Consider the following 25915-nt stretch of genomic DNA (forward strand, 5'->3'; position numbering starts at 1 on the left):
ACATGAGTTTCCCGTTGTTTCCCCTCAACACCGTGCTGTTCCCGGGATGTGTGCTCGATCTGCAGATATTCGAGGCGCGCTACCTGGACATGATCAGCGCCTGCATGAAACGGGGCGAGGGCTTCGGCGTGGTCGGCATTCTCGAAGGCGAGGAGGTCGGCGAGGCGGCCAGCCGTTTTGCCGCGCTGGGGTGTGAGGCCGTGATTCGCGACTTTCAGCAGCGCCCCAATGGCCTGCTGGGCATTCGCGTTGAGGGTGCGCGGCGTTTTCACGTGGACAAGGTGGTGGTGCAGCCCGATCAGCTGGCGCTGGCCGAGGTCAGCTGGCTCGACGAGCCGGACGATGCCCCGCTGCTGGCCGAACATGCCGACCTGGCCGCTTTGCTCGCTGCCCTGGCCGAGCATCCCCTGGTATCCGGTCTGGGTATGGGCGGCGCGGTGAGCGGCCAGCAGGCCCTGGCCAATCAACTGGCCTACCTGCTGCCGTTCTCCATCGAGCAGAAACTGCAGGCGCTGATGCTCGATGAGCCTCTGCAACGACTGGAGCATATCCAGGGGCTGCTCGACGATCTGCAGGGCGAGCTGACAGCCTAGGTCGAGGTTCCGGCGGTTATGGGTCGTGAGAGCGGCCCCGCCACGAGAAGCAGCCCGCTCTTCCTCTCGCGTCTACTGACCGTCAATAGCGGTACTGCTGAATCGCCTCCGGCAGTGCCCAGGCGCTGACCGTACCGAGCAGTGCCAGGGTGGCAGGCAGAATCAGCCACCAGACGCGGGCGCCCAAGGGTTGCATGGGGGCGCGTCGCTGCAGCCAGGCCAGGCTGAGCGCGCAGACCATGCCGGCGAGCAGGCTGCCGGCGAGTATGTCGGTCGGCCAATGCACGCCCAGATAGACCCGCGACAGGGCTATGGCCAATGCCGGCATGCTGGCCAGCAGCAGCCAGGCCAGGCGCGTGCGCGCCGATGCGCCGCGACCGGCCAGCACGCCGAGGGCGAGAAAGCAGGCGAAGGCCGCCGAACTGTGGCCGCTGGGCAGGCTGAAGGTGTCCAGCGGCTGCAGCAGCACATCCGGCCTGGCGCGGGCGAAGGCCTGTTTGAGCGCGGTGTTGGCCAGTGCCGTGAGCAGCATGCTGCTGCCCACGTACAGCGCGGCCTGGAAACGGCGTGCCAGCAGCAGAAGCAGCGTCAGCAGCACCCCGGCCGCCGCCTGGGTGTGGAAATCGCCGAGCCCGGTGATCAGCAACGCCAGGCTGTCCATGGCTGGGGCGCGCTGTTCCTGCACCAGCGCCATCAGGCCCTGATCTAGCGCCTGCAGGTGGTTTACGCCGAGTAGCAGGGCTAACAGCAGCGCGGCACACAGGCCGGCGGCCAGCAGGGTGGCCCAGCGCAGCTCGCGCAGGCTGCTGTGGATCACCAGCACCAGCATCAGGGCCACCCCGCCAGCGACCGCGCCCGCCTCGCCCCAGAAGCCTGCGGGCAGTGGCAGGCGCAGTGCCGCGCCAGTGGCCCAGCCCGGCAACAGGTAGGCCACCGACCAGCCGGCAGCCGCCAGCAGGCTGACCAGCAAGAAACGCACGAACGGCATGTCGAGCATGCCGGCCACCAGGGGCAGCATCGGCCGCAGCGGGCCGATGAAGCGTCCCACCAGCAGGCTGGTCACGCCGTAGCGCTGGAAATAGTGCTCTGCGCCGCTCAGCCAGGCAGGGTGCTTGCGCAGCAACGACAGATTGCGGATGTCCTGATGGTAGCGGCGGCCCAGGCCGTAGGAAATCACGTCGCCCAACAGTCCGCCGCAATAGGCCAGCAACAGTGTCTGCCACAGCTCCAGGGCGCCGCTGCCGGCCAGCACGCCGAGGCTGAACAGCACCACGGTGCCGGGAATCACCAGGCCGGCCACGGCCAGGCATTCCACGCAGGCCATCACTAGGATGACCAGCGCCAGCCAGTGTGGATTGGCTTCCAGCCAGAGGGCCAGGGCGTCGTACCAATGGCTCATGGGTGCAGCTCCTCGCTGTTCAACAGGTAAAAGTCGCGCCCTTCGACCTGGCCGCGGCGCAATGGGTTGCGTGTGCACTGGCGAACGTAGGCGGCATCGACGAAACGGTAGGGCAGATGTTCGTCGCGCCCGTGCGGGATGCCCAGGCGCGGGCACTGGATGATCTGTGGCGGACGCAGGCCAACGTCCTCGACGAACAGCCGTTGCGGGTCGAAGCGGCGCGCGTCCCAGTCCGGCACCCTGAGCCCCAGGGCCTTGCACAGCAGGGTCTGGCCGGCACACAGGCGCTCGCTGGGGCGGGTGCCGCCATCGGCTGCGGGGTTGTTCGCCTGCATGCGCGCCAGGGCGTCGCTGGCGCAATGTTGGTCGATCCAGGGCGTGGCCGACTTGATCAACACCGCATTGCCAGGGCCTTGGGCGCTGAAGTTCAGCGAGTCGCCGCCGCGGGCGTAGTACATGTAGATGTGCCCGCCATCGAGAAACAGCGCCTTGCGTTTTTCGGTATAGCCGAGCGAGGCGTGGCTGCCCTTGTCGACCAGGTAGTAGGCCTCGGTCTCGATGATTCGCGCGGCGAGCCAGTGGCCCTGATGGCGGTGGCGGATGATCTTGCCCAACAGGTCGCGGGCCAGGGTCTGGGCGTCGCGATCGAAGAAGCTGTCGGGCAGTGGGCTGGGTGCGCGCATGCAGGGTCCGGCTGGCTTGGGAAGCTGGCGATCTTAGCAATGCTCGGCTGAAATCGGGCTGAACGACGGTTAATTACGGGCAATGGGCGCCGTCTGCCCGGCGATGCTGGGCGCGGCGGGGCACGCCGGCTATAATCAGCCACTTTTTCCAGCCGCCAGACCATTGCCGACCATGACCGAGTCCGTACTCGACTATATGACCCGCCTGGGCCGCGCCGCGCGCGAGGCTTCGCGGGTGCTCGCCCGTGCCAGCACTGCGCAGAAGAACCGCGCCCTGCAGGCCGCCGCCAATGCCCTCGACGCCGCGCGCGCCGAGCTGACCGCCGCCAATGAGCTGGATCTGGCCGCCGCCCGCGCCAGTGGCCTGGAGCCGGCCATGGTCGATCGCCTGGCGCTGACCCCGGCCGTGATCGACTCGATGATCGAGGGCCTGCGCCAGGTCGCCACCTTGCCGGACCCGATCGGCGAGATCCGCGACATGCGCTACCTGCCGTCCGGCATCCAGGTCGGCAAGATGCGCGTGCCGCTGGGCGTGATCGGCATCATCTACGAGTCGCGCCCCAACGTGACCATCGACGCCGCCAGCCTGTGCCTGAAGTCCGGCAACGCCACCATCCTGCGTGGCGGTTCCGAGGCGATTCATTCCAATCAGGCGATTGCCCGCTGCATCCAGCTCGGTCTGGCCGAGGCGGATTTGCCGGCCAGCGCGGTGCAGGTGGTGGAAACTACCGATCGCGCCGCCGTCGGTGCGCTGATCAGCATGCCGGAATTCGTCGATGTGATCGTGCCGCGCGGCGGTAAGGGGCTGATCGAGCGCATCAGTCGTGACGCCAAGGTGCCGGTGATCAAGCACCTGGACGGCGTCTGCCATGTCTATGTCGATGTGGCGGCCGACGTCGACAAGGCCATTCGTGTCGCCGACAACGCCAAGACCCAGCGCTACTCGCCGTGCAACGCCATGGAAACGCTGCTGGTGCATGAGGCCATCGCCGCCCGTGTGCTGCCGCCGTTGGCCGCGATCTATCGCGACAAGGGCGTGGAACTGCGTGGCGATGCCGCGACCCGGGCCCTGCTGGGTGCCGATGTGCTGGAGGCCAGCGAAGACGACTGGTATGCCGAGTACAACGCGCCGATCCTGGCGATTCGCATCGTCGACTCGCTGGAGTCGGCCATCGAGCACATCAACCAATACGGCTCGCAGCACACCGACGCGATCATCACCGAGAACTTCAGTGATGCGCGGCGTTTCCTCACCGAGGTGGATTCCGCCTCGGTGATGGTCAATGCCTCGACCCGTTTCGCCGATGGCTTCGAGTACGGCCTGGGCGCGGAGATCGGCATTTCCACCGACAAGCTGCATGCGCGTGGCCCGGTCGGCCTGGAAGGCCTGACCAGCGAGAAGTACGTGGTATTCGGCGACGGGCATATCCGTACCTGATGGCGCGACGTATTGGCCTGCTCGGCGGCACCTTCAATCCGGTGCATATCGGGCACCTGCGCGCAGCGCTGGAAGTGGCCGAGTACATGGGGCTGGACGAGCTGCGGTTGATTCCCAGTGCCCGTCCACCGCATCGCGAAACACCACAGGCAAGTGCCGAGCAGCGTCTGGCCATGGTCGAGCTGGCAGTGGCCGGCGAGTCGCTGCTCAAGGTCGATGACCGCGAATTGCAGCGCGACAAGCCGTCGTTCACCTACGACACCCTGGAATCGGTGCGTGGTGAGCTGGCGGCGGACGATCAGTTGTTTCTCCTGCTGGGCTGGGATGCCTTCTGCGGGTTGCCCTCCTGGCATCGTTGGCAGGAACTGCTCGAGCATTGCCACATCCTCGTGCTGCAGCGGCCGGATACCGGTAACGAGCCGCCCGAGGCGTTGCGCGACCTGTTGGCGGCGCGCAGCGAGAACGATCCGCTGAGCCTGCTCGGGCCTGGCGGGCAAATCAGTTTCATCTGGCAGACGCCGCTGGCGGTGTCTGCCACCCAGGTTCGCCAGTTGCTGGCGCAAGGGCGTTCGGTGCGTTATCTGGTGCCCGACGCCGTGCTGGCCTATATCCATGCTCACGGACTGTACCGTGAGTAAATCGATTCATGAGGTAACGATGCAAAACGAAGAACTGGTCAAGGTCGCCGTTGCGGCCCTGGAAGATATGAAGGGTGCCGATATCACCACCATCGATGTGCGCGGCAAGACCAGCGTCACCGATTTCATGGTGATCGCCAGCGGTACTTCCAGCCGTCACGTCAAGTCGATGGCCAACGAGGTGCTGGACAAGGTCAAGGAGCAGGGCGTACGCCCGCTGGGCAGCGAAGGCCTGGATGGCGGCGAGTGGGCTCTGCTCGACCTGGGCGACGTGGTGGTGCATGTGATGCAGGTTGCCACTCGTCAGTTCTACGACCTCGAGCGTCTGTGGCAGGGCGCCGAGCAGAGCCGTGCGCAGCACCAGGATCCGGCCGAGTAAGTCGCTAACGTGCGTATCAAACTGATCGCCGTTGGCTCGCGCATGCCGCGCTGGGTCGAGGATGGCTGGCAGGAGTATGCCAAGCGTCTGCCGCCCGAGCTGCCGCTGGAGCTGGTGGAGATTCCGCTGACCACCCGCGGCAAGAATGCCGACATCGCCCGCCTGATCCGTCAGGAGGGCGAGGCCATGCTGAGCAAGGTGCAACCGGGGGAACGTATCGTCACCCTGGAAGTCCATGGCAAGCCATGGAGCACCGAGCAGCTGGCCGCCGAGCTGGAGCGCTGGCGCCTGGATGCGCGCACGGTCAACCTGATGGTCGGCGGCCCGGAGGGGCTGGCGCCGGAAGTCTGCGCACGTAGCGAGCAGCGCTGGTCGCTGTCGCCGTTGACCCTGCCGCACCCGCTGGTGCGTATCCTGCTCGGCGAGCAGATCTATCGGGCCTGGACTGTGCTGTCCGGCCATCCGTATCACAAGTAAGCAGTAGTCGATGCCACAACCTATACGCCTCAAGGATCACGAGAGGGACGCCCGCCAGGTGCGTCGCCGCGTGTTCGTCGGCGGTGGAATAGTGCTGCTGCTGACGCTGGTGCTGGTGGCGCGGATGTATTACCTGCAGGTGATCCAGTACGAGCACCACTCGACCCTGGCCGAGAACAACCGCATCCATGTGCAGCCGATTCCGCCCACCCGTGGGCTGATCTTCGACCGCAACGGGGTGATCATCGCCGACAACCGGCCCAGCTTCAGTCTGACCCTGACCCGCGAGCGCGCCGGCGACTGGCGTCAGGTGCTGGATGCGGTCGTCGAGGTGCTGGAACTGACTCCCGATGACCGGGCGCTGTTCGAAAAACGCATGCAGCAGGGGCGCCGCCCTTTCGAGCCGGTGCCGGTGCTGTTCGAGCTTTCCGAGGAGCAGATTGCCCGCATCGCGGTCAACCAGTTCCGTCTGCCGGGTGTCGAGGTGGTCGCGCAACTGGTGCGTCATTACCCGCAGAAGGATCACTTCGCCCACTCAGTGGGTTATGTCGGACGGATCAACGAGCAAGAGCTGAAACAGCTCGATCCAATCAATTACAGCGGTACCCACCATATCGGCAAGACCGGCATCGAGCGCTTCTACGAGCCGTTGCTGCATGGCCAGGTCGGCTATGAAGAGGTGGAAACCAACGCCCGTGGCCGGGTCTTGCGCGTGCTCAAACGCACCGACCCGGTACCGGGTACGGACCTGACTCTGACCCTCGATATCCAGCTGCAACAGGCTGCCGAGCGGGCCTTGGCCGGTCGTCGTGGCGCCGTGGTGGCGATCGAGCCGTCCAGCGGCGAAGTCTTGGCCATGGTCAGCCAGCCGAGCTTTGACCCCAACCCCTTTGTCACCGGGATCGGCTTCAAGGCCTATGCCGAGCTGCGCGACTCCATCGACCGGCCGCTGTTCAACCGGGTGTTGCGCGGGCTGTATCCGCCAGGCTCGACCATCAAGCCGATGGTGGCGGTGTCCGGCCTGGATGCCGGCGTGGTCACGCCGCAGACCCGGGTGTTCGATCCGGGCTACTACCAGCTGCCCGGCAATAGCCACAAATATCGCAACTGGAACCGCAATGGCGATGGCTCGGTGAATCTGGAGTACGCCATCATGCGCTCCAATGACACTTACTTTTACGATCTGGCCCACAAGATGGGCATCGATCGCCTGCACGACTACATGACCCGCTTCGGGCTGGGCCAGCGGGTGTCGTTGGACATGTTCGAGGAAACTGCCGGACTGATGCCGTCGCGCGAATGGAAGCGCGCGCGCTACCGTCAGGCCTGGTATCCGGGCGAGACGCTGATCCTCGGTATCGGTCAGGGCTACATGCAGGCCACGCCGCTGCAGCTGGCCCAGGCCGTCAGCCTGATGGCCACCCGCGGCAAGTGGATTCGCCCGCACCTGCTGCGCGATGCGGAAGGGCGCAGCGCCATGCAGTTGATGCAGGCGGGCCTGATCGAAAGCGCCGAAACGCCCCCCGATATCCAGCTGCGTGATCCGAAGTTCTGGGACTATGGCCGCAACGGCATGGAAATGGTCGTGCACGGGCCGCGCGGCACGGCGGCCAAGGTCGGTGCCACTTCCGTCTATCGTATTGCCGGCAAGAGCGGTACGGCACAGGTGGTGGCGATCAAGCAGGGTGAGAAGTACGACCGCTCCAAGATAGCCGAGCGCCACCGCGACCATGCTTTGTTCGTCGCCTTCGCTCCGGCCGAGGCGCCGAAAATCGCCGTAGCGGTGATGGTGGAGAACGGCGAGTCCGGTTCCGGTGTGGCCGCGCCCGTGGTCAAGCAGGTGATGGATGCCTGGCTGCTGGGCGAAGATGGTCAGCTGAAACCCGAGTACCGGCCGCCGCAGTCGGCAGCAGATGAGGCCCGCGAGCAGCCATGAAACGCCAGGAATTCGACCGCAGTATCTCCGACGAGGACGTCTTCAAGCGGCGCGCGAGCCTGCTGCAGCGCCTGCACATCGATGGCTGGCTGCTGCTGATCCTGCTGGTGCTGGGGGCGGGCAGCCTGTTCGTGTTGTATTCGGCCAGCGGCAAGAACTGGGATCTGGTGATCAAGCAGGGCAGTTCCTTCGGTATCGGCCTGGTCGCTGCCCTGGTCATCGCGCAGTTCGAGCCACGCTTCATGGCGCGTTGGGTGCCGCTGGCCTATATCGGTGGCGTGGCGTTGCTGGCGGTGGTCGAGGTGATGGGCCACACGGCCATGGGCGCGACTCGCTGGATCAACATCCCCGGGTTGATTCGCTTCCAGCCCTCGGAGTTCATGAAGATCATCATGCCGGCGACCATCGCCTGGTACCTGGCACGGCACAATCTGCCGCCCAAGCTCAAGCACATCTGCATCAGCCTGGTACTGATCGGCATACCCTTCGTGCTGATTCTCAAGCAGCCGGACCTCGGCACCTCGCTGCTGATCCTGGCCTCGGGTGCCTTCGTGCTGTTCATGGCCGGCCTGCAATGGCGCTGGATCATCGGTGCGGTAGCGGCCGTGGTGCCGATTGCCGTGGCCATGTGGTTCTTCGTGCTGCGCGAATATCAGAAGCAGCGGGTGCTGACCTTCCTCAATCCCGAGAGTGATCCGCTGGGCACCGGCTGGAACATCATCCAGTCCAAGGCGGCCATTGGCTCGGGCGGGGTATTCGGCAAGGGTTGGTTGCTCGGCACCCAGTCGCACCTGGATTTTTTGCCGGAAAGCCATACGGACTTTATCATTGCCGTGCTGAGCGAAGAGTTCGGCATGGTCGGGGTGTGTATCCTGCTGTTGGTCTACCTGCTGCTGATCGCTCGCGGCCTGGTCATCACCGCCAATGCGCAGACCCTGTTCGGCAAGTTGCTGGCCGGCAGCCTGACCATGACGTTCTTCGTCTATGTGTTCGTTAACATCGGCATGGTCAGTGGGCTGTTGCCGGTGGTGGGGGTACCCCTGCCCTTCATTAGCTATGGCGGAACCCATCTGGTGACGCTGTTGTCTGGGTTTGGGGTTTTGATGGCGATTCAGACGCACCGCAAGTGGATCGCCCAGTCATGACAAGAGTGCTGAATTTGAATCAAGCAATGCGTAGCTGGGGTGTCGCCATGGTGGCGCTGCTCGGCATGGCCGGGCAGGCACAGGCCGCCGGGGAATATCAGGGCTCGCCGCAGGTGGCCGAGTTCGTCGCCGAAATGACCCGCGACCATGGCTTCGCCAGTGAGCAGCTGACTGCACTGTTCGATCAGGTGGAACGCAAGCAGGCCATTCTCGATGCCATCTCCCGGCCGGCGGAAAAGGTAAAGCCCTGGAAGGACTATCGGCCGATCTTCATCACCGAAGCGCGCATCAGCAAGGGTGTGGATTTCTGGAGCCAGCACGCCGAGGCACTGGCTCGCGCCGAACAGGAATACGGCGTGCCGGCGCAGATCATCGTCGCGATCATCGGCGTGGAAACCTTCTACGGTGGCAATACCGGCAGCTGGCGTGTGCTCGATGCGCTCTCCACCCTGTGCTTCGATTACCCGCCGCGTGCCGAGTTCTTCTGCCAGCAGCTGCGCGAGTTCCTGCTGCTGGCTCGCGAGCAGCAGGTCGAACCGCTTAGCCGCAAGGGCTCCTATGCCGGGGCGATGGGCTTGCCGCAATTCATGCCAGGCAGCTTCCGGGCCTATGCCGTGGATTTCGACGGCGACGGCCATATCGATATCTGGAGCAACCCGGTGGACGCCATCGGCAGCGTCGCCAGCTACTTCAAACGACACGGCTGGACGGCCGGCGAGCCGGTGGTCAGTCGTGCCCAGGTCAAGGGCGAGCAGGCTGATAGCGGCCTGACCCAGGGGCTCGATCCGACGATGAATGTCGGTCAGCTGCGTGCTCTGGGCTGGACCAGCAGTGATGTGCTGCGCGACGATGTCCCGGTCACCGCTTTCCGTTTCGACGGTGCCGAGGGCGAGGAATACTGGATGGGGCTGCCCAACTTTTACGTGATCACCCGTTACAACCGCAGCGCCATGTACTCCATGGCGGTATACCAGCTGTCCAATGAGTTGCTGGCCAGACGGAGCAAGCCATGAGCAAGGCTCTGCGCGGATTGGCTCTGGCGGCCCTGGGCCTGGCGCTGGCCAGTTGCTCCAGCAGTCGCGCGCCGCAGCCGGTGGCGCCTGGCTCGCAACCGATTTCCGGGCCGATGGACTTCAACCGTCCGCACCGCGATGGCGCGCCCTGGTGGGATGTCGACGTGTCGCGCATCCCTGACGCCGTGCCGATGCCGCACTACGGCCGCTTCAAGGCCAACCCCTACACGGTGATGGGCAAGACCTACTACCCGATCCAGGACGGCCGGCGCTATGTCGCCACCGGTACCGCCTCCTGGTACGGCACCAAGTTCCATGGTCAGGCCACGGCCAATGGCGAGGCCTACGATCTGTACGGCATGACCGCCGCGCACAAGACCCTGCCGCTGCCCAGCTACGTGCGGGTGACCAACCTGGATAACGGCAAGACGGTGATCCTGCGGGTCAACGACCGTGGCCCGTTCTATTCCGATCGCATCATCGACCTGTCCTTCGCCGCAGCGAAGAAGCTCGGCTATGCCGAGAACGGTACCGCCCGGGTCAAGGTGGAAGGTATCGACCCGCACGAGTGGTGGGCGGCGCAGGGGCGTCCCGTACCCATGGTGCTGGCCCAGCCGAAGATGGCCAGCTCCGCTGCTCCGGCACCCGAGGCTGCAGCTGCCGTGGTCCAGGCCCAGCCGGTCGAGCAGTACAGCCCGCCGCCGGCACAGCACGCGGCCGCCGTGCTGCCGGTGCAGGTCGAGGTAAAAAAAAACGCTTCGCCCGCAGCCTCTGGCCTGTATCTCCAAGTGGGCGCCTTCGCCAATCCGGACGCTGCGGAACTTCTCAAGGACAAGTTGAGCCAAACGGTGCCTGCCAAGGTGTTTATCAGCTCGGTGGTGCGCAACCAGCAGATCTTGCACCGGGTGCGTCTGGGCCCGGTCGAAACCCAGGCTGAGGCGCTGCAGCTGCAGGACAGCGTGCGCCTGGCCAAGCTCGGCGAGCCGACCCTGGTGCGGCCCGACTGAGTGAACCTTTGGTACGCCGCCCGGAGGGCGGTGCCGAACGCAGGCGGACAATAGTCCGCCTGCGCCATTGTTGAAACGCAACTTTCAGAGAGACGGATGAACATCTCCCGCTTTGCCCAACGCCTTTCCCTGCTGGCCACGCTGTTGGTCGCGCCACTCGTCGTATCTGCCGAATCTGCTATTCCGGCGCCTCCGCAGCTGGCCGCCAAGTCCTATGTGCTGATGGATGCCGCCAGCGGCAAGGTGCTGGTGGAAAACAACGGTGACCAACGCCTGCCGCCGGCCAGCCTGACCAAACTGATGACGGCCTATATCGCCACCCTGGAGATCCGCAAGGGCCAGATCGGCGAGGAGGACATGGTCACCGTCAGCGAGCACGCCTGGCGTACCGGTGGTGCTGCATCCGGTGGTTCGACCATGTTCCTGCCGGTGAACAGCCAGGTGAAGGTGAACGACCTGCTGCACGGCATCATCATCCAGTCCGGCAACGACGCCAGCATCGCGCTGGCCGAATACATCGCCGGCAGCGAAGACGCCTTCGCCGACATGATGAATGCCACCGCCGAGAAGCTCGGCATGAACAACTCGCACTTCATGAACGCAACCGGCCTGCCTGACCCGGAGCACTACTCCAGTGCCCATGACATGGCCATCCTGGCGCGCGCCATCATCAACGAAGACAAGCAGCACTATGCGATCTACTCGCAGAAGGAGTTCTTCTGGAACAACATCAAGCAGGGCAACCGCAACCTGCTGCTGTGGCGCGATAGCACCGTCGATGGCCTGAAGACAGGTCACACCAACGAAGCCGGTTACTGCCTGGTGGCTTCCGCCGTGCGCGACGGCGCGCGCATGATCACCGCGGTGTTCGGGACCGACAGCGAGAAGACCCGTGCCGCCGAGACGCAGAAGCTGCTGACCTATGGATTCCGTTTCTTCGAGACCCAGACCTTCTACAAGAAGGGTGAGGAGCTGACCCAGGCCACCGTCTGGAAAGGCACTGCCCGTCAGGTCAAGGCCGGTCTGGCCGAGGACCTGTCGATGACCCTGCCCAAGGGCCAGGTCAAGCAACTGCAGGCGGTGATGGTGCTGGACCCGCAACTGGTGGCGCCGCTCAAGCAGGGTGACGTGATCGGTAAGGTCGAGGTCAAACTGGGTGATGAGGTGGTGCACAGCGCCAACCTGATCGCCCTGGAAGAGGTGGAAGAAGGCGGCTTCTTCCGTCGCTTGTGGGATAGCATCCGCCTGTTCTTCTACGGCCTGTTCAACTAGAGAGTCGCAGGGCGGCCTTGAAAGGCTGCCGTACGGGCCCAAAATTAGGCTCATGACTCACAAGGACGCCCCGCCATCGGGGCGTCCTGCATTTCACGGGCGACAAACCCGGAGAGACCGCGATGACCGATAGCGAAGTATCTGCCCCGAAAATCGAATTTCCCTGCGAGCGTTACCCGATCAAGGTGATCGGCGAGGCTGGTGAGGGCTTCACCGACCTGATCGTCGAGATCATGCAGCGTCATGCGCCCGGCTTCGACTCTACCAGCCTGGTGGTGCGCGACAGTCGCAATGGACGTTTCCTCTCCGTGCAGGTGCTGATCACTGCCACCGGTGTGGAACAACTGCAGGCCATTCACCTCGACCTCAAGGCCACGGGCCGCGTGCACATGGTGCTCTAGTGGCCAAAGTTGTCGTGCGTCACCTGGGGTTGGTGGAGTACCTGCCGACCCTGGAAGCCATGCGCAGCTTCACTGTCGAGCGCAATGAGCAGACCCCTGACGAGATCTGGCTGCTGCAGCATCCCCGCGTATTCACCCAGGGGCAGGCTGGCAAGGCCGAGCACCTGCTGGCGCCTGGGGATATCCCGGTGATCCAGGTCGAGCGCGGTGGCCAGGTCACCTATCATGGTCCCGGCCAATTGGTGGCTTATTTGATGTTGAACTTGCGCCGCCAGAAGCTGGGCGTGCGCGAGCTGGTGACGGCCATGGAACAGTCGCTGGTCGATGTGCTGGCGGACTACGGCATCGAGGCGGCGCCGAAAGCCGACGCCCCAGGGGTGTATGTGAATGGCGACAAGATCGCCTCGCTGGGCCTGCGGGTGCGTAATGGCTGCTCGTTCCATGGCCTGGCGCTGAACGTCGATATGGACATGACGCCGTTTCAGCGCATCAATCCCTGCGGCTATGCCGGCCTGAAGATGATCCAGCTCAAGGACTTGTTGCAGGCTCCGCCTTCGCTAGACGAGGTGGAACAGCGTCTGGAGCGCGCCCTGCGCGAGCGTCTGGGCTACGCCTGAGATGAAATGCAGAAGGCCCTGAAGCAGCTGCTCAATGCTGCTTCAGGGCCTTCTTGTTTTCCCGAGAGAACACTCAGTTCAGGTTGAGCGCCGGAATCAGGCTGTCGTTCTGCTGCTGGCTGGGCACCGGAACCGGGGCTGCCAGACCCAGGTTGTTCTTCTCGAACACGCGGTCGGCGCGGTAGCTGGAGCGAACCAGCGGCCCGGCGGCGACTTCCATGAAGCCTTTTTCCAGGCCGATGTCACGGAAACGGTTGAACTCTTCTGGGCTGACCCAGCGCTGTACCGTCAGGTGGTTGCGGGTGGGTTGCAGGTACTGGCCGAGGGTCAGGATGTCCACGCCGATGGCGCGCAGGTCATCCATGGTCTGCAGGATTTCCTCGTCGGTCTCGCCCAGGCCGAGCATCAGGCTGGTCTTGGTGATGACCGAAGGGCGGTGCTGTTTGGCGAACTCCAGCACCTTGAGGGTCTTCTCGTAGCCGGCGCGCGGGTCGCGTACCACGTGGGTCAGGCGTTCGACCGTCTCGACGTTCTGTGCGAACACCTCCAGGCCGGAGTCCACCACACGGGCGATGGCTTGCTGGTCGCCGTCGAAATCCGGGGTCAGGGCTTCCACCACCACCTGCGGCGTGTTGGCCTTGATGGCCTGGACGCAGGCCGCGTAGTGCGCAGCGCCGCCATCGGCCAGGTCGTCGCGGTCCACCGAGGTCAGCACGATGTAGCGCAGGCCCATCAGCTCCACCGACTTGGCGGTGTTCTGCGGCTCTTCCAGATCCAGCCAGCCATTCGGGTTACCGGTGTCGACCGCGCAGAAGCGGCAGGCGCGGGTGCAGACCGAGCCCATCAGCATGATGGTGGCAGTGCCGTTGGACCAGCACTCGCCCATATTCGGGCAGTGGGACTCCTGGCAGACGGTGCTCAGGCGATGCTCGCCGACATTGCGCTTGACTGCCTCGAAGCGGCTGCCGCTGGGTGCCTTGACCCGCAGCCAGCTCGGCTTGGGCTCGACGACCTGGGGTTCGGCCGCGGCACGGCGTTTCTGACCATCCTTGATCGCGGTGATGCCTTGGGCGGTGCGGAATTTTTCGCCGCTGGAGACGGGCTTGGGCGGGGCTGTGTCGGACATCGAGATCTCGGCTCCGGTAGGAGGCTTCGGTAGCGGGCTTTTGGCCGGGGCGCAGTCTACCATAGCCGACTTGTAACGGCTGCCGACGGCCAGCAACACCTGGGCTCAGGCGACAGGTCGCGTCCGCTGTGTTACGCCCGCGCTTTCCCCGATGCTCGCGCCTCAGCTCTTCAACTGGCTGGCGAACTGACCGATGGCTTGCACCACCTGCTGTGCGCCTTCCTGGATCTCGACGATCACCGCCCCGGCTTCGTTGGCCAGGTTCAAGCCCTGCTCGGCCTGTTGGCGACTGCTGGCCATGCTGTCCACGGCCTCTTGCGCCAGATTCTGGTTCTTCTGCACGACCTCGACGATTTCCTCGGTGGCCTGACTGGTGCGTCCGGCCAGCTGGCGTACCTCGTCGGCGACCACGGCGAAGCCGCGGCCCTGTTCACCTGCGCGAGCGGCCTCGATGGCGGCGTTCAGTGCCAGCAGGTTGGTCTGGTCGGCGATGCCGCGAATGGTCTGCATGATCGTGCTGATCAGCTGCGACTGCTTGCCAAGGGCCTCGATACCGTCGCTGGCTTCTTGCACCTGACGGGCGATGCGCTGCATCACCTCGACCGTCTGGCTGACCACGGCGGCGCCCTTGTTGGCGCTGTCGTCGGTCTGCCGGGAGATGCCGTAGGCGATGTTCGCCGCTTCGGTTACGGCCTGTTCCTGGTTGATCTGCTCGGTGATCACGGTGGCGAACTTGACCACCTTGTACAGACGGTTGTGGCTGTCGACTATCGGGTTGTAGGAGGCCTCCAGCCAGACCGTGCGGCCATGGCTGTCGACCCGCTTGAAGCGTCCAGCGACGAACTCGCCGCGGTTCAGGCGTGCCCAGAAGTCGCGGTAGTCCTGCGAGTTGTACTCTTCCGGCTCGCAGAACATGCGGTGGTGCTGGCCCTTGATCTGCTCCAGGCGGTAGCCCATGCCACCGAGGAAGCGTTCATTGGCGGTCAGCACTTCGCCGGCCAGATTGAACTCGATTACCGCTGTGGAGCGCAGCAGGGCGCCGATCAGTCCCTCGTGTTCCTTGGAGGTGCTGATGGTGCGGGTCAGGTCGTTGGCGCAGAGGGTGAAGTAGGCCAGCTTGCCCTGGCCGTTCAGCACCGGCTGCCAGATGGCGCGCAGCCAGGCTTCTTCGCCATTGCCACGCAGTAGGCGATAGGCGCCGCTGATGTGCTCGTGGTTGCGCAGGGCCTGTTGCAGCTTCGGGTAGTTGCCCTCGCCGCGGAAGGACTCCGGGATTAGCGACTCCAGGGTACGACCGATCAGGGCGTCGCGCGCGTAGAGCATCTCGTCGAGGAAGTTGTCGTTGGCGTAGCGCACCTTGCCGCTCGGGTCGAGCTCCAGTACCAGCATCTCGCTGTAGATGGAGTCCCGGATCTGCCGCATGCTGGCGAGCTCGTCGCGCAGCTGTGCCACCTCTTCTTTAAGCTTGCTGTTGAACATCGGCAAGGCACCTTTGCAGAGAGAACCTGATGATCGCGCGTGGTATCCGCCTAGTGATCGGCCGTTAGCAGGAAATCCACAGTCCTCGCAGTGTAGTCTCCGAACCATTGCTTTCCCTCCTGCCTGCGAGAGCCAGATGTCGCGAATCGAACTCACCCTGCCGCTGCCCGTCGATTACCGGGTGGATGATCTGCTGACCTTCCACCGCCGGGATGTGCAGGCCGTGGCCGAGCAGGTGAGCGAGGCGGGACTGGACAAGGGCATTCTCTGGCAGGGCCTGCCGGCGCGCCTGAGCATACGTTTCTCGGTGGAACGGGTACGGGTGACGCTGGAGGTCGACGGGGTGACTGCGGATGATCCGGCAGCCCTGCGTAGCCTGGCCGAGCGCATGCTGGGTCTGACCCAGGCGGTCGCGGATTTCGAGGTTGCACATGCCGATCACCCGTTGCTGGGCCGATTGATCGCTATCAACCACGGCCTGCGCGTGCCGCAGTCGGCCTCGCCGTTCGAGGCATTGAGCTGGGCGATCAGCGGTCAGCAGATCAGCCTGCCGGTGGCCATTTCCCTGCGCCGCAAGCTGATCCAGCTGGCCGGGCGGCGCCACTCCAGTGGCCTGTTCTGCTACCCGGACGCTGGCGCGGTGGCTGCGCTGGACGAGAATGCGCTGGGCCAGGCCGGTTTCTCCCGGGCCAAGACCCAGGCCCTGTTATTGCTGGCTCGTGAAGTTGTAGAAGGGCGCCTGCCCTTGGACGCTTGGCTGGAGGACGAGCCGGCCGAAGCCATAGGCGAGCGCCTGCTGGCGTTAAAGGGCATCGGCCCCTGGACTGTGGACTACGCCCTGCTGCGCGGCTTCGCCAGGCTGGACGGCTCGCTGCATGGCGACGCCGCCGTGCGTCGTCAGCTGCAGAGGCTGCTGGGGGCGGAGGAGAAACTCAGCCAGCCCTTCGTGCGCGACTGGCTGCTGCCCTTCGCGCCCTGGCGAGCGCTGGTGGCCGCGCATCTCTGGGCGATGTCGTAAGCTCTCAGGCATCGCGCAAAGGCTCGCGAGCTAGAGCGGGCCTCTATCCGACAACGCCCGGCCGGCGCGCAGCAGCCTTTGCTCAGCGCAGCCGCTGCAGCAGCGCCGGAGTCGGGTAGCCGTCGGCCGGTAGTCCCAGGCTCTGCTGGAAGGCACGCACGGCACGGCGGGTGTTGGCGCCGATGATGCCGTCGGCCGGGCCCGGGTTGTAGCCGCGTGCGGCCAGACCTTCCTGCAGGGCGATGCGTTCGCTGCGCCCGAGCGGGCGCTCATCCTTCGGCCAGCCGCCGCTGATCTGTCCGCCGCCGTCGAAGCTGGCGCCGAGCAGGCCTACGGCCAGGGCATAGGACGAGGAGTTGTTGTACTTGAGGATGGCGCCGAAGTTGCCGAACACCAGGAAGGCCGGGCCACGATGGCCGGCGGGCAGCAGCAGGTAACCGCGGTCGTCGGCGGCAAGGCCTTGCGGCGTGCCCTTGATGCCCAGTACATGCCATTCGGCGTAGGTCTTGCGAATGTCGCTGTCGGCCAGGGCGTAGTCGAACGTGTCCGGCAGGGCGACCTGGAAGCCCCAGGGTTTGTCCATCTGCCAACCGGAGGCCTGCAGGTAGTGGGCGGCCGAGGCCAGGGCGTCGGCGCTGGAATTCCAGATGTCGCGGCGGCCGTCACCGTCGAAATCCACCGCATGGCTCAGGTAGGTGGTGGGGATGAACTGGGTCTGGCCCATGGCGCCGGCCCAGGAACCGCGCAGCCCGGCGGGCGTAGTATCACCGCTCTGCAGGATCTGCAGCGCGGCCAGCAGCTGACTCTCGGCAAACTGCGGGCGGCGACCTTCATAGGCCAGGGTGGCCAGTGAGCGGATCACGGAGTTGTCGCCCATGAACTGGCCGAAGCTGCTCTCCATGCCCCAGATTGCCACCAGTACTTCACGGTTGACGCCGTAGCGCTGCTCGATGGCATCCAGGGCAGCCGCATGTTCACGCAACAGGGCCTGGCCCTTGCGTACCCGGGTCGGTGAAATGGCGCCTTCCAGGTACTCCCAGACCGAACGGGTGAACTCCGGTTGTGCACCGTCGGCACGAACCACCGCGGGGTCGGGGGCTACGCCGGCGAAGGCGCGTTCGAACAGCGCGGGCTGGATGCCGGCCCGCAGGGCCTTGTCGCGAAACTGTTGGCGCCAGTCGGCGAAGTCGATGGCCGGGGTGGCGGCTGTTGCAACCTGAATCGGCGGTTTGGCAGCGCTCGGGGCTTGCGGCAGGGCGGTGCCGGTCGGCTGGCCAGGGTCGGTCTGGGGTGTTTCGGCGCAGGCGCCGAGAAGCAGGATGCCGGCGATGAGCAGGCAGCTCGAGCGGCGGTAGGCAGGGCGGTGGAGCATGTTGTGGTGTCTCGGTCTTGCCAGTCAGGCTGCGACCTTATCATGCCCGCAGGCGCGGATCAGGCGGCTTTACTTTCCGGCGCCATAAAGCAAGAAGCCTCCCAGTTTTGCTGGGAGGCTTCGCGGCGGTAGCTGCCTTTGCCTTTCTTGGGCTGCTCCTGACGGCAGCGGAACAGGGGTTGGGCGACGATGGATTTGGCCTTGTTCGGCCGTTTGCCGGCTTTCTTGCTCATCTTGGGTTCCTCGCTGGGCCGCGAGATTGCGGACGGCGCGGACTATGCGCCGCTGGTTGAAAAATGTCCAGATGCTGTCGGGAGGCTGCAGGACGGCTATTCCGCTAGCGCCGTCGGGTTATTCGCTCAGTGACAGACGCTGACCGGCCATCAGCATGGCCAGGCGGGAAAGACTGCGCCATGGGTCGCCGGCGGCCTGGCCCTTGACCTGGGCGTCGATGCGCTGGGCGTCGATCAGCAGTTGGTGCCAGCGCGCTGCAGTGTGGCGTTGCACGGCCTTGGCGATCAGCGGGCGGCGTTTGTCCCAGATCGGCGGGCGGGCGCTGGCGAAGGCTTTTTCCAGTGGTACGCCCTGGCTGTACTGCTGGGCGATGCCGGCCAGCTGGCGCAGTTCGCGCGCCAGCATGACCAGGATGAACAGCGACTCGACGCCCTCGCCGCGCAAGCCTTCGAGCATGCGCTGGGCATGCGCGGCCTCGCCGTTGAGGATGGCATCGATCAGGCCGAACACGTCATAACGGGCACTGTCGGCCACCGCCGCCTGTACGGTGCTGGCGTCCACCTGGTTGCCTTCGGCGAGCAGCTTGAGCTTCTCGATTTCCTGGGCGGCGGCCAGCAGGTTGCCCTCGACGCGGGCGGCGATCAGCTCCACTGCTTCCTGGCTGGCGGCCAAGCCGGCCTGGGACAGGCGCTGACGAATCCAGGCGGGTAGCTGGGCGGCGTCCACGGGCCAGATCTGCAGGAACTGGCTGTTGGGGCCTTCGATCAGGGCCTTGGCCCACTTGGTCTTCTGCGTGCTGCCATCGAGCTTGGGCAGGCTGATGAGCAAGGTGGTGTCTTCCGGCGGACGCTGCAGGTATTCGAGGATGGCCGCAGTGCCCTTGTCGCCAGGCTTGCCATTGTTGATGCGCAGTTCGAGCAAACGCTTCTCGGCAAACAGCGACAGGCTGGCGCCTGCCTCGTAGAGCAGGCCCCAGTCGAAACTGGCCTCGGCATGGAACACCTGGCGCTCGCTGACGCCTTGTGCGCGAGCGGCAGCGCGAATGGCGTCCTCGGCCTCCTGGCACAGCAGCGGTTCATCGCCGCTGACCACGTAGACCGGGGCGAGGCCGCCCTGCAGGTGTTTGCCGAGCTGGTTGGGATTGAGCTTCATCGCCGGGGCCGGTTTCCCGGCCCTATCCGCTTACTGGCTGATCGGCAGCTGGATCGGCGACTGCTGCGGCGCCGACTCCTGCTCGGCACGACGAGCCGCGGCGGCGGCTTCCGCTTCGGCCTGGGCCTTGGCTTCGGCTTCCTGCTGCAGTTGCTCCAGCTTGGCCGGGGTCAGCAGCTGCAGGCGCAGGGAGAGCTGTTGAACCAGCTCGCGACGCATCTCCTTGCGCACCTGTTCGGATTCCTGGCTGGAGCCGGTTAGGTTGTTGCCGTCGTGCACGTAGGTGGTCTGCACTTCCAGCTGATCCTGCAACAGCAGCATGTTCTTGCTGCCGCGGATCTCGTAGTCCAGTTTGCTGGTCAGCTCATACTCGACGCTGCGCGCGCTGCTGGTATAGCTGGCGGTGCGCTGGTCCTGCTGCTCGTTGGCCAGGAACAGGCGATAGGGCGCGCCGTTGTGCACCTTGACTCCACTGTTCTCGAGCAGTTGGCGCAGATCCTTGACCGTGTCGCCGTAGGCATTGCGTGCCTGCAGGTCGATTTCCTTGATGGCGAAGTCGGCATCGCCCGTGCCGCGCAGCTGGAAGCCACAGGCACTGAGCAGGGTGGCCATCGCGACGATCAGCAGATTCCGTTTCATCATTCTCTTCTATCCCCTTGGAGAGTCCCGGTGCCATGCGGGCATGGCGCCGGGCTTAATCAGTTGGCGACTACTCAGTTGGCAACAATGTTGACCAGCTTGCCCGGTACCACGATGACCTTGCGGATGGTCACCCCTTCGGTGAAGCGCTGCACGTTCTCGTTGGCGCGGGCGGCAGCCTCGACTTCCTCGCGGCTGGCGCTGGCCGGCACTTCGATCTGCCCACGCAGCTTGCCGTTGACCTGGATGACCAGGGTCAGGTTGTCCTGCACCAGGGCACTTTCGTCGACCTGCGGCCAGGCTGCATCGATGATGGCGCCGCTCTTGCCCAGCTGTTGCCACAGTTCGTGGCAGATATGCGGGGTGATCGGCGCCAGCAGCAGAGCCACGGTTTCCAGGCCCTGCTGCAGCAGGGCGCGGTCCTGTTCGGTGGCGGTAGCGGCCTTCTCCAGCACGTTCATCAGGGTCATCACCTGGGCGATGGCGGTGTTGAACTTGTGGTGCTGGCCGACATCGTTGCTGGCCTGCTTGATGGCCAGGTGAATGGCGCGACGTACGGCCTTCTGCTCGTCGTTCAGGCTGGTAACTTCCAGTGCGCCCGGCAGGCCGGCGCTGACGTGGCCATGGGCCAGGCGCCAGACGCGGCGCAGGAAGCGGTTGGCGCCTTCGATACCGGCGTCCGACCACTCGCAGCTCATGTCGGGCGGCGAGGCAAACATCATGAACAGGCGGCAGGTGTCGGCGCCGTAGGCGTCGATCATGGCCTGCGGGTCGACGCCGTTGTTCTTCGACTTGGACATCTTCTCGGTGCCGCCGATTTCCACCGGCAGGCCGTCGCTCTTCAGCTTGGCGCCGATGACCTTGGCCTTGGCGTCGCGTTCGACTTCCACGTCGGCCGGGTTGAACCAGTCCTTGCCGCCGTTTTCCAGGGTGCGGTAGTAGGTCTCGGCGACCACCATGCCCTGGGTCAGCAGGTTCTTGAACGGCTCGTTGGAGGTGACCAGACCTTCGTCACGCATCAGCTTGTGGAAGAAGCGCGCGTACAAGAGGTGCAGGATGGCGTGCTCGATACCGCCGATGTACTGGTCCACCGGCAGCCAGTGGTTGGCGGCCTGCGGGTCGACCATGCCGCCGGTGTAGCTCGGCGAGGCGTAGCGCGCGTAGTACCAGGACGACTCGACGAAAGTGTCCATGGTGTCGGTTTCACGCTTGGCCGCGCTGCCGCATTTCGGGCAGGTGCACTCGTAGAACTCGGGCATCTTGGCCAGCGGCGAACCGGCACCGTCCGGTACCACGTCTTCCGGCAGGACTACCGGCAGCTGGTCTTCCGGCACGGGTACGTCGCCACAGCTCGGGCAGTGGATGATCGGGATCGGGCAGCCCCAGTAGCGCTGGCGGCTGATGCCCCAGTCACGCAGACGGAACTGGGTCTTGCGCGTGCCGTGCTCGCTGGCTTCCAGGTCGCCGACGATGGCATCGAAGGCAGCGGTGAAGTCGAGGTTGTCGTACTTGCCGGAGTTGATGGTGGTCAGACCGGCCTTGTCGCCGTACCAGTCCTGCCAGGTGCTGGTGTCGTAGTCCTTGCCTTCGCCGGTGTAGACCTGCTTGATCGGCAGGTCGTACTTGCCCGCGAACTCGAAGTCACGCTCGTCATGTGCCGGTACGGCCATCACCGCGCCTTCGCCGTAGCCCCACAGCACGTAGTTGGCGACGAATACCGGCAGCTTGTCGCCGGTCAGCGGATGGATGACGAACTGGCCGGTGGCCAGGCCCTTCTTCTCCATGGTGGCCATGTCGGCCTCGGCCACGGAGCCTGCCTTGCATTCGGCGATAAAGGCGGCGATGGCCGGGTTGGCCTCGGCGGCACGCTGGGCCAGCGGGTGCTCGGCGGCCACGGCGACGTAGGTGGCGCCCATCAGGGTGTCGGGACGGGTCGAGTAGACCTTGAGCTGGCCGTCGATGCCGATGCTGGCGACGTCGTAATCGAACACGATGTCGGCACCGAAGCTCTTGCCGATCCAGTTGCGCTGCATGGTCTTGACCTGCTCGGGCCAGCCCTCCAGCTCATCCAGGCTGCTCAGCAGCTCTTCGGCATAGGCGGTGATCTTGAAGTAGTACATCGGGATTTCGCGCTTCTCGATCAGCGCGCCCGAACGCCAGCCACGGCCGTCGATGACCTGCTCGTTGGCCAGGACGGTCTGGTCGACCGGGTCCCAGTTGACGGTGCCGTTCTTGCGATAGATCACGCCCTTCTCGAACAACTTGGTGAACAGCCACTGTTCCCAGCGGTAGTAGTCCGGCTTGCAGGTGGTGACTTCGCGAGTCCAGTCGATGGCCAGGCCCAGCGATTTCAGCTGGGTCTTCATGTAGTCGATGTTTTCGTAGGTCCACTTGGCCGGCGCGACCTTGTTTTTCATCGCGGCGTTTTCCGCCGGCATGCCGAAGGCGTCCCAACCCATCGGCTGCAGTACGTTCTTGCCCTGCATACGCTGGTAGCGGGCGATCACGTCACCGATGGTGTAGTTGCGCACGTGGCCCATGTGCAGCTTGCCGCTCGGGTAGGGGAACATCGACAGGCAGTAGAAGGTCTCCTTGCCTGGTTGCTCGCTCACTACAAAGGATTTCTGCTCGTTCCAGTGGGTCTGGGCGGCGGCTTCGATATCACGGGGCGAATACTGTTCGTGCATGGGGTTTCGGCGCTGAAATAGGGGCTTCGAGAAACGCCGTAGCATACATGAGCCCCCTCGATTCAGGGAAACCCTGATTGCCCCCGGCTCGCGGGCCCGGTCGCCGTTTGTCGCGGCGTCCGGTTGCCGGGCGGGCCGACGCTAAGCTTGTCACAGGGGCGTGCAGCGACGGCGCCCGGTTGAGGTGATGATGGCAGAGTTGCGGCAGACGGAGGCAGGGGGCGGGCTCTACGAGCGGCTGTTGCAGCGCCTTGCCCTGGCGCTGGAGGAGGCGGATACCGCAACCCGTCTGCATCAGGCCGCACCGCTGGAACTGGAGCTGCGCGGTCTGACCCCGGCCGAGCTGGAGCTGATTCGTGCCTATCTCGATCGCGACTTGAACTGGCTGCGCGGCTGGCATGCGGCGGCCGAAGAGCTGGCGTCGATCGAGCTGCTGCCGGTGCGTCAGGGGCGAGCCGCGAGCAAGGCGAGCGGCAAGGCGCCGAGCCGGCCGCAGGGCAAGGTGGCGCCAGTGCGCGGCAAACCCCTGATCAGGAAGCGTCAGCAGCTCTGCTGCGCCTTGTGTGGCGCAGTGGCGCAGATCCAGCGTGGTGAAGGCGTGCTGCCATGCACCGCCTGCGGCTCCAAGCTGTTCCGCGCCGGGCAGCCGCGCTAGCGTCTACGCTCTCGACTAGGTCGCCAACTGCACATAGTCTCTGCGGGCACTTGGAGGTGCCCATGGAACTGCGCTTTATCCTCAAACAATTGATCCTGCCGCCTGGCGGCTTTCTCCTGCTGATTCTGCTGGCCTGGCTGCTCTGGGCCTGGCTGGGACGGCCACGCTTGGCCAGTCTGTGCCTGGCAATCGGTCTGGCGGGGTTGTGGCTGTTCAGCCTGCCGGCGGTCATGGAGTGGGCGGGGCGGCAGATCGAGCGGGAGCCTGCCCTGGCGGAAGGTGAGTGGGCCGGGCTGGCGCAGCGGGCCGAAGTCATCGTGATTCTCGGTTCGGGACGCGAGGAGGCCGATCCCGCCTGGGGCAGCGACCAGCCCAGCGTCACCGCAATCGAGCGTCTGCGCTACGCGGCCCGATTGCAGCGTGCGTCGAGCCTGCCGATCCTGATCAGTGGCGGCCTGCACTACGGTCAGCCACCGAGTGAGGCGGGACTGATGGCGGATGCCCTGCAGCGCGATTTCGGCGTCGCGACGCGCTGGCGCGAAGAGCGCAGCCGCACCACCTGGGAGAATGCCTTGCTCAGCGCCGAGATGCTGCGTGGCGAAGGCATTCGCCGTGTGGTGCTGGTGACCCAGGCGGCGCATATGCCGCGTGCGCGCTGGTGCTTCGAGCAGCAGGGGCTGGAAGTGGTGGCGGCGCCGCTGGGTTTTCTCGGGGTGCCCAACGAGCGGCCGCTGGGCGGCTGGCTGCCGGAGAGCAAGGCCTTGTGGCAGAACACCCGCCTGCTTAACGAGGCCCTGGGGCTGGCGGTCTATCCGCTGCTCTATCGCTGAGGCTGGGGCAGTGGGCTGCCGCGTCGCGGCGAGTCCACCTTCAGCCTTACTGGGTACAGGCGGTTTGCGGGGCCGCAGTGCGGGTGTCGCGGCGTCGTGCCCAGAGTGCCCAGGCCAGCAACAGGCTGCACAAGGCCGTCAGCGGCCAGCCGCGCCAGAGCAGGTAGGGCGTCAGGCCCTGCATGGGCTGTACCTCGCCGTAGAGCACGGCCTGCTGGAACTGCGGGATCTGCGTGGTGATGCGGCCCTGCGGGTCGATCAGCGCGGTGATGCCGTTGTTGGTGGCGCGGATCATCCAGCGCCCGGCTTCCAGGGCGCGCATCTGTGCCATTTGCAGGTGCTGCAGCGGGCCGATGGAGGTGCCGAACCAGGTGTCGTTGCTCACTGTCAGCAGCAGGTCGCTGCGCGCGGCCAGTTCGGCGGCGAACTCCGGGTACACCACTTCGTAGCAGATGAACGGCGCGATGCGCACGTCCTTGGCCAGCAGCGGACCCTGGTCGGCCGGGCCGCGGGCGAAGTCGGACATCGGCAGGTCGAAGAAGGCGATCAGCCCGCGCAGCAGGTCCTGCAGCGGTACGTACTCGCCGAAGGGCACCAGCTTCTGCTTCAGATAGGTGCCTTCGCCCCAGCCGGTCACCGTGATGCCGTTGTAGTAGCGCTTCTCGCCGCGCTCGTTGACCTGGCGCAGCGGTACGCCGGTGATCAGCGCGGCGTCGCGCTCGGCGGCCACCCGGCCCATCACTTTCAGGTAGCCCTCGGCGTATTCCTTGAGCACCGGCACGGCGGTTTCCGGCCAGACGATCAGGTCGGCGGCCCGGCTGCTCAGGGTCAGGTCGCGGTACAGGGCCAGTTGGGCGTCGAGCTGGGCCGGGTCCCACTTGAGGTTCTGCGCGACGTTGCCCTGGATGGCGGCGACCTTGAGCGGCTCGCCCTTGGGCGTGGTCCAGGCCTGGCCGTTGAGCGCCAGGCAGGCCAGCCAGGGGGCCAGCAGCAGAACCAGGGCCGCTGCCAGGCGGGGTTTGTGACGGCGCACGCGAGGCAGGTTGACCAGCAGGGCGGAACTGAGCGCCAGAACCAGGGAGATCAGCCACATGCCGCCGACCGGGGCCAGGCCGGCCAGTGGGCCCTGCAGCTGGCTGTAGCCGGAGTACAGCCAGGGGAAGCCGGTGAGGAACCAGCCACGAAAAGCTTCCTGGGCCAGCCACAGGGCGGCGAAGGCCAGGGCGTCGGCGATGGGCGCGTCGTTACGGCGTAGCCAGCGTGCCCAGAGCCAGGCGGGCAGGGCGAAGAACAGTGCCACGCCGGCGCAGAAGCCGAAGGTCAGGAAGGCCGCCAGCGGTACCGAGGCGGCGCCGTAGTCGTGGATGCTGACGTAGATCCAGCTGGTGCCGGCGAGGAACAGGCCGAGGCCGTAGCACCAACCGCGTAGCAGGGCCTGGCGCGGATTCAGCTCACGCAGGCCGAGGTAGAAGAGGGCGATGGCGAGCAGTGCCAGCGGCCAGATATCGAAAGGGGCCAGGGCCAGGGTGGTGGAGGCGCCGCCGGCCATGGCCAGCAGATTGCCCGGCCAGCCGGGTTGGGTGATCCAGCGCATCGTGCATCCTTGAGCGGGGAGTCTGGCGGGCAAGGGTACTGGAAGCGTTGGCGGCTAGAAAGCCGAGGGATTGCCGTAGGAGGGGCCTTGGCCGCGACCTTGGCAGCGCGTGGCTTTCCAGTCGCGGCCAA

At 65.4% G+C, this 25915-nt stretch carries 25 protein-coding genes and 1 pseudogene; 15 read left to right on the top strand and 11 right to left on the bottom strand.

Annotation, left to right across the window (positions count from 1 at the left end):
* Window positions 1-2 precede the first annotated feature (2 nt).
* A complete protein-coding gene (locus AYB31_RS18325) occupies window positions 3-593 on the top strand; it encodes an LON peptidase substrate-binding domain-containing protein (RefSeq protein WP_068830352.1) in 591 nt (196 codons plus the stop codon).
* A gap of 82 nt (window positions 594-675) precedes the next feature.
* Here the strand turns inward: AYB31_RS18325 and AYB31_RS18330 are convergent, their stop codons facing one another.
* Together AYB31_RS18330 and AYB31_RS18335 are read right to left on the bottom strand one after the other, a co-directional pair.
* Window positions 676-1992 (bottom strand): bifunctional DedA family/phosphatase PAP2 family protein, encoded by a 1317-nt coding sequence (locus AYB31_RS18330; RefSeq protein WP_068830353.1) that lies wholly within the window; start codon window positions 1990-1992, stop codon window positions 676-678.
* Window positions 1989-2675, bottom strand: a complete 687-nt coding sequence (locus tag AYB31_RS18335) for a DNA-3-methyladenine glycosylase (protein WP_068830355.1) — start codon at window positions 2673-2675, stop codon at window positions 1989-1991. The genes AYB31_RS18330 and AYB31_RS18335 overlap by 4 nt, the downstream gene beginning before the upstream one ends.
* A gap of 172 nt (window positions 2676-2847) precedes the next feature.
* On the opposite strand from AYB31_RS18335, the gene AYB31_RS18340 reads away from it, so the two are divergent.
* The 11 genes from AYB31_RS18340 to lipB all read left to right on the top strand — a co-directional run bounded on the left by AYB31_RS18340 (window position 2848) and on the right by lipB (window position 12998).
* A complete protein-coding gene (locus tag AYB31_RS18340) occupies window positions 2848-4113 on the top strand; it encodes a glutamate-5-semialdehyde dehydrogenase (RefSeq protein WP_068830356.1) in 1266 nt (421 codons plus the stop codon).
* Window positions 4113-4751: a nicotinate-nucleotide adenylyltransferase gene (gene nadD / locus AYB31_RS18345; protein ID WP_068830358.1), complete on the top strand. Its 639-nt coding sequence runs from the start codon at window positions 4113-4115 to the stop codon at window positions 4749-4751. Before AYB31_RS18340 ends, nadD begins: the two co-directional genes overlap by 1 nt.
* Window positions 4752-4770: 19 nt before the next feature.
* The gene (rsfS, locus tag AYB31_RS18350) at window positions 4771-5130 is read left to right on the top strand and encodes a ribosome silencing factor (protein ID WP_068830359.1); all 360 of its coding nucleotides are present in this window, start codon (window positions 4771-4773) and stop codon (window positions 5128-5130) included.
* A gap of 9 nt (window positions 5131-5139) precedes the next feature.
* A complete protein-coding gene (rlmH, locus tag AYB31_RS18355; protein WP_068830361.1) occupies window positions 5140-5607 on the top strand; it encodes a 23S rRNA (pseudouridine(1915)-N(3))-methyltransferase RlmH in 468 nt (155 codons plus the stop codon).
* A 10-nt stretch (window positions 5608-5617) separates the two neighbouring features.
* A complete protein-coding gene (mrdA, locus tag AYB31_RS18360; RefSeq protein ID WP_068830362.1) occupies window positions 5618-7543 on the top strand; it encodes a penicillin-binding protein 2 in 1926 nt (641 codons plus the stop codon).
* Window positions 7540-8688, top strand: a complete 1149-nt coding sequence (gene rodA / locus AYB31_RS18365; RefSeq protein ID WP_068830364.1) for a rod shape-determining protein RodA — start codon at window positions 7540-7542, stop codon at window positions 8686-8688. The genes mrdA and rodA overlap by 4 nt, the downstream gene beginning before the upstream one ends.
* The gene (gene mltB / locus AYB31_RS18370; RefSeq protein ID WP_082805354.1) at window positions 8685-9701 is read left to right on the top strand and encodes a lytic murein transglycosylase B; all 1017 of its coding nucleotides are present in this window, start codon (window positions 8685-8687) and stop codon (window positions 9699-9701) included. The genes rodA and mltB overlap by 4 nt, the downstream gene beginning before the upstream one ends.
* Window positions 9698-10708: a septal ring lytic transglycosylase RlpA family protein gene (locus AYB31_RS18375; protein ID WP_068830368.1), complete on the top strand. Its 1011-nt coding sequence runs from the start codon at window positions 9698-9700 to the stop codon at window positions 10706-10708. Before mltB ends, AYB31_RS18375 begins: the two co-directional genes overlap by 4 nt.
* A 96-nt stretch (window positions 10709-10804) precedes the next feature.
* The gene (locus AYB31_RS18380; protein ID WP_068830370.1) at window positions 10805-11980 is read left to right on the top strand and encodes a D-alanyl-D-alanine carboxypeptidase family protein; all 1176 of its coding nucleotides are present in this window, start codon (window positions 10805-10807) and stop codon (window positions 11978-11980) included.
* Between the two features lie 122 nt (window positions 11981-12102).
* Window positions 12103-12381: a DUF493 domain-containing protein gene (locus AYB31_RS18385; protein ID WP_068830372.1), complete on the top strand. Its 279-nt coding sequence runs from the start codon at window positions 12103-12105 to the stop codon at window positions 12379-12381.
* Window positions 12381-12998 (top strand): lipoyl(octanoyl) transferase LipB, encoded by a 618-nt coding sequence (gene lipB / locus AYB31_RS18390; protein ID WP_068830374.1) that lies wholly within the window; start codon window positions 12381-12383, stop codon window positions 12996-12998. Before AYB31_RS18385 ends, lipB begins: the two co-directional genes overlap by 1 nt.
* 73 nt (window positions 12999-13071) lie before the next feature.
* Here the strand turns inward: lipB and lipA are convergent, their stop codons facing one another.
* The 3 genes and pseudogenes from lipA to AYB31_RS22390 form a co-directional block, all read right to left on the bottom strand.
* The gene (gene lipA / locus AYB31_RS18395) at window positions 13072-14124 is read right to left on the bottom strand and encodes a lipoyl synthase (protein WP_068830375.1); all 1053 of its coding nucleotides are present in this window, start codon (window positions 14122-14124) and stop codon (window positions 13072-13074) included.
* Window positions 14125-14286: 162 nt separating this feature from the next.
* A complete protein-coding gene (locus AYB31_RS22385) occupies window positions 14287-14847 on the bottom strand; it encodes a methyl-accepting chemotaxis protein (RefSeq protein ID WP_442961833.1) in 561 nt (186 codons plus the stop codon).
* Window positions 14827-15711, bottom strand: a pseudogene (locus AYB31_RS22390) (PAS domain-containing protein); the annotation flags it as partial. The pseudogene AYB31_RS22390 and the gene AYB31_RS22385, both read right to left, overlap by 21 nt.
* A 28-nt stretch (window positions 15712-15739) precedes the next feature.
* Here AYB31_RS22390 and AYB31_RS18405 point away from each other — a divergent pair.
* A complete protein-coding gene (locus tag AYB31_RS18405; RefSeq protein WP_068830379.1) occupies window positions 15740-16621 on the top strand; it encodes a DNA-3-methyladenine glycosylase family protein in 882 nt (293 codons plus the stop codon).
* Window positions 16622-16703: 82 nt separating this feature from the next.
* Here the strand turns inward: AYB31_RS18405 and AYB31_RS18410 are convergent, their stop codons facing one another.
* From AYB31_RS18410 to leuS, 5 genes are all read right to left on the bottom strand, one after another.
* Window positions 16704-17993 (bottom strand): lytic murein transglycosylase, encoded by a 1290-nt coding sequence (locus AYB31_RS18410; RefSeq protein ID WP_068830381.1) that lies wholly within the window; start codon window positions 17991-17993, stop codon window positions 16704-16706.
* A gap of 59 nt (window positions 17994-18052) precedes the next feature.
* Window positions 18053-18226 (bottom strand): alternative ribosome rescue factor ArfA, encoded by a 174-nt coding sequence (arfA, locus tag AYB31_RS18415; RefSeq protein WP_068830383.1) that lies wholly within the window; start codon window positions 18224-18226, stop codon window positions 18053-18055.
* Between the two features lie 118 nt (window positions 18227-18344).
* Complete coding sequence (holA, locus tag AYB31_RS18420) at window positions 18345-19379, bottom strand: DNA polymerase III subunit delta (RefSeq protein ID WP_068830385.1); 1035 nt, start codon at window positions 19377-19379, stop codon at window positions 18345-18347.
* A gap of 30 nt (window positions 19380-19409) precedes the next feature.
* Window positions 19410-20021, bottom strand: a complete 612-nt coding sequence (locus AYB31_RS18425) for an LPS-assembly lipoprotein LptE (RefSeq protein ID WP_068830386.1) — start codon at window positions 20019-20021, stop codon at window positions 19410-19412.
* A 71-nt stretch (window positions 20022-20092) separates the two neighbouring features.
* On the bottom strand, window positions 20093-22705 hold the full coding sequence (gene leuS / locus AYB31_RS18430) for a leucine--tRNA ligase (protein ID WP_068830388.1): 2613 nt from the start codon (window positions 22703-22705) through the stop codon (window positions 20093-20095).
* Between the two features lie 190 nt (window positions 22706-22895).
* Here leuS and AYB31_RS18435 point away from each other — a divergent pair, with 190 nt between their 5' ends.
* Window positions 22896-23360: a hypothetical protein gene (locus AYB31_RS18435; protein WP_068830390.1), complete on the top strand. Its 465-nt coding sequence runs from the start codon at window positions 22896-22898 to the stop codon at window positions 23358-23360.
* A 62-nt stretch (window positions 23361-23422) separates the two neighbouring features.
* Window positions 23423-24190 (top strand): YdcF family protein, encoded by a 768-nt coding sequence (locus AYB31_RS18440; RefSeq protein ID WP_068830392.1) that lies wholly within the window; start codon window positions 23423-23425, stop codon window positions 24188-24190.
* A 46-nt stretch (window positions 24191-24236) separates the two neighbouring features.
* Here the strand turns inward: AYB31_RS18440 and lnt are convergent, their stop codons facing one another.
* Window positions 24237-25784, bottom strand: coding sequence for an apolipoprotein N-acyltransferase (gene lnt / locus AYB31_RS18445; RefSeq protein WP_068830394.1), 1548 nt, complete (start codon window positions 25782-25784; stop codon window positions 24237-24239).
* Window positions 25785-25915: the final 131 nt, after the last annotated feature.

The sequence above is a fragment of the Pseudomonas sp. BMS12 genome (assembly GCF_001592875.1).
GTDB lineage: Bacteria > Pseudomonadota > Gammaproteobacteria > Pseudomonadales > Pseudomonadaceae > Aquipseudomonas.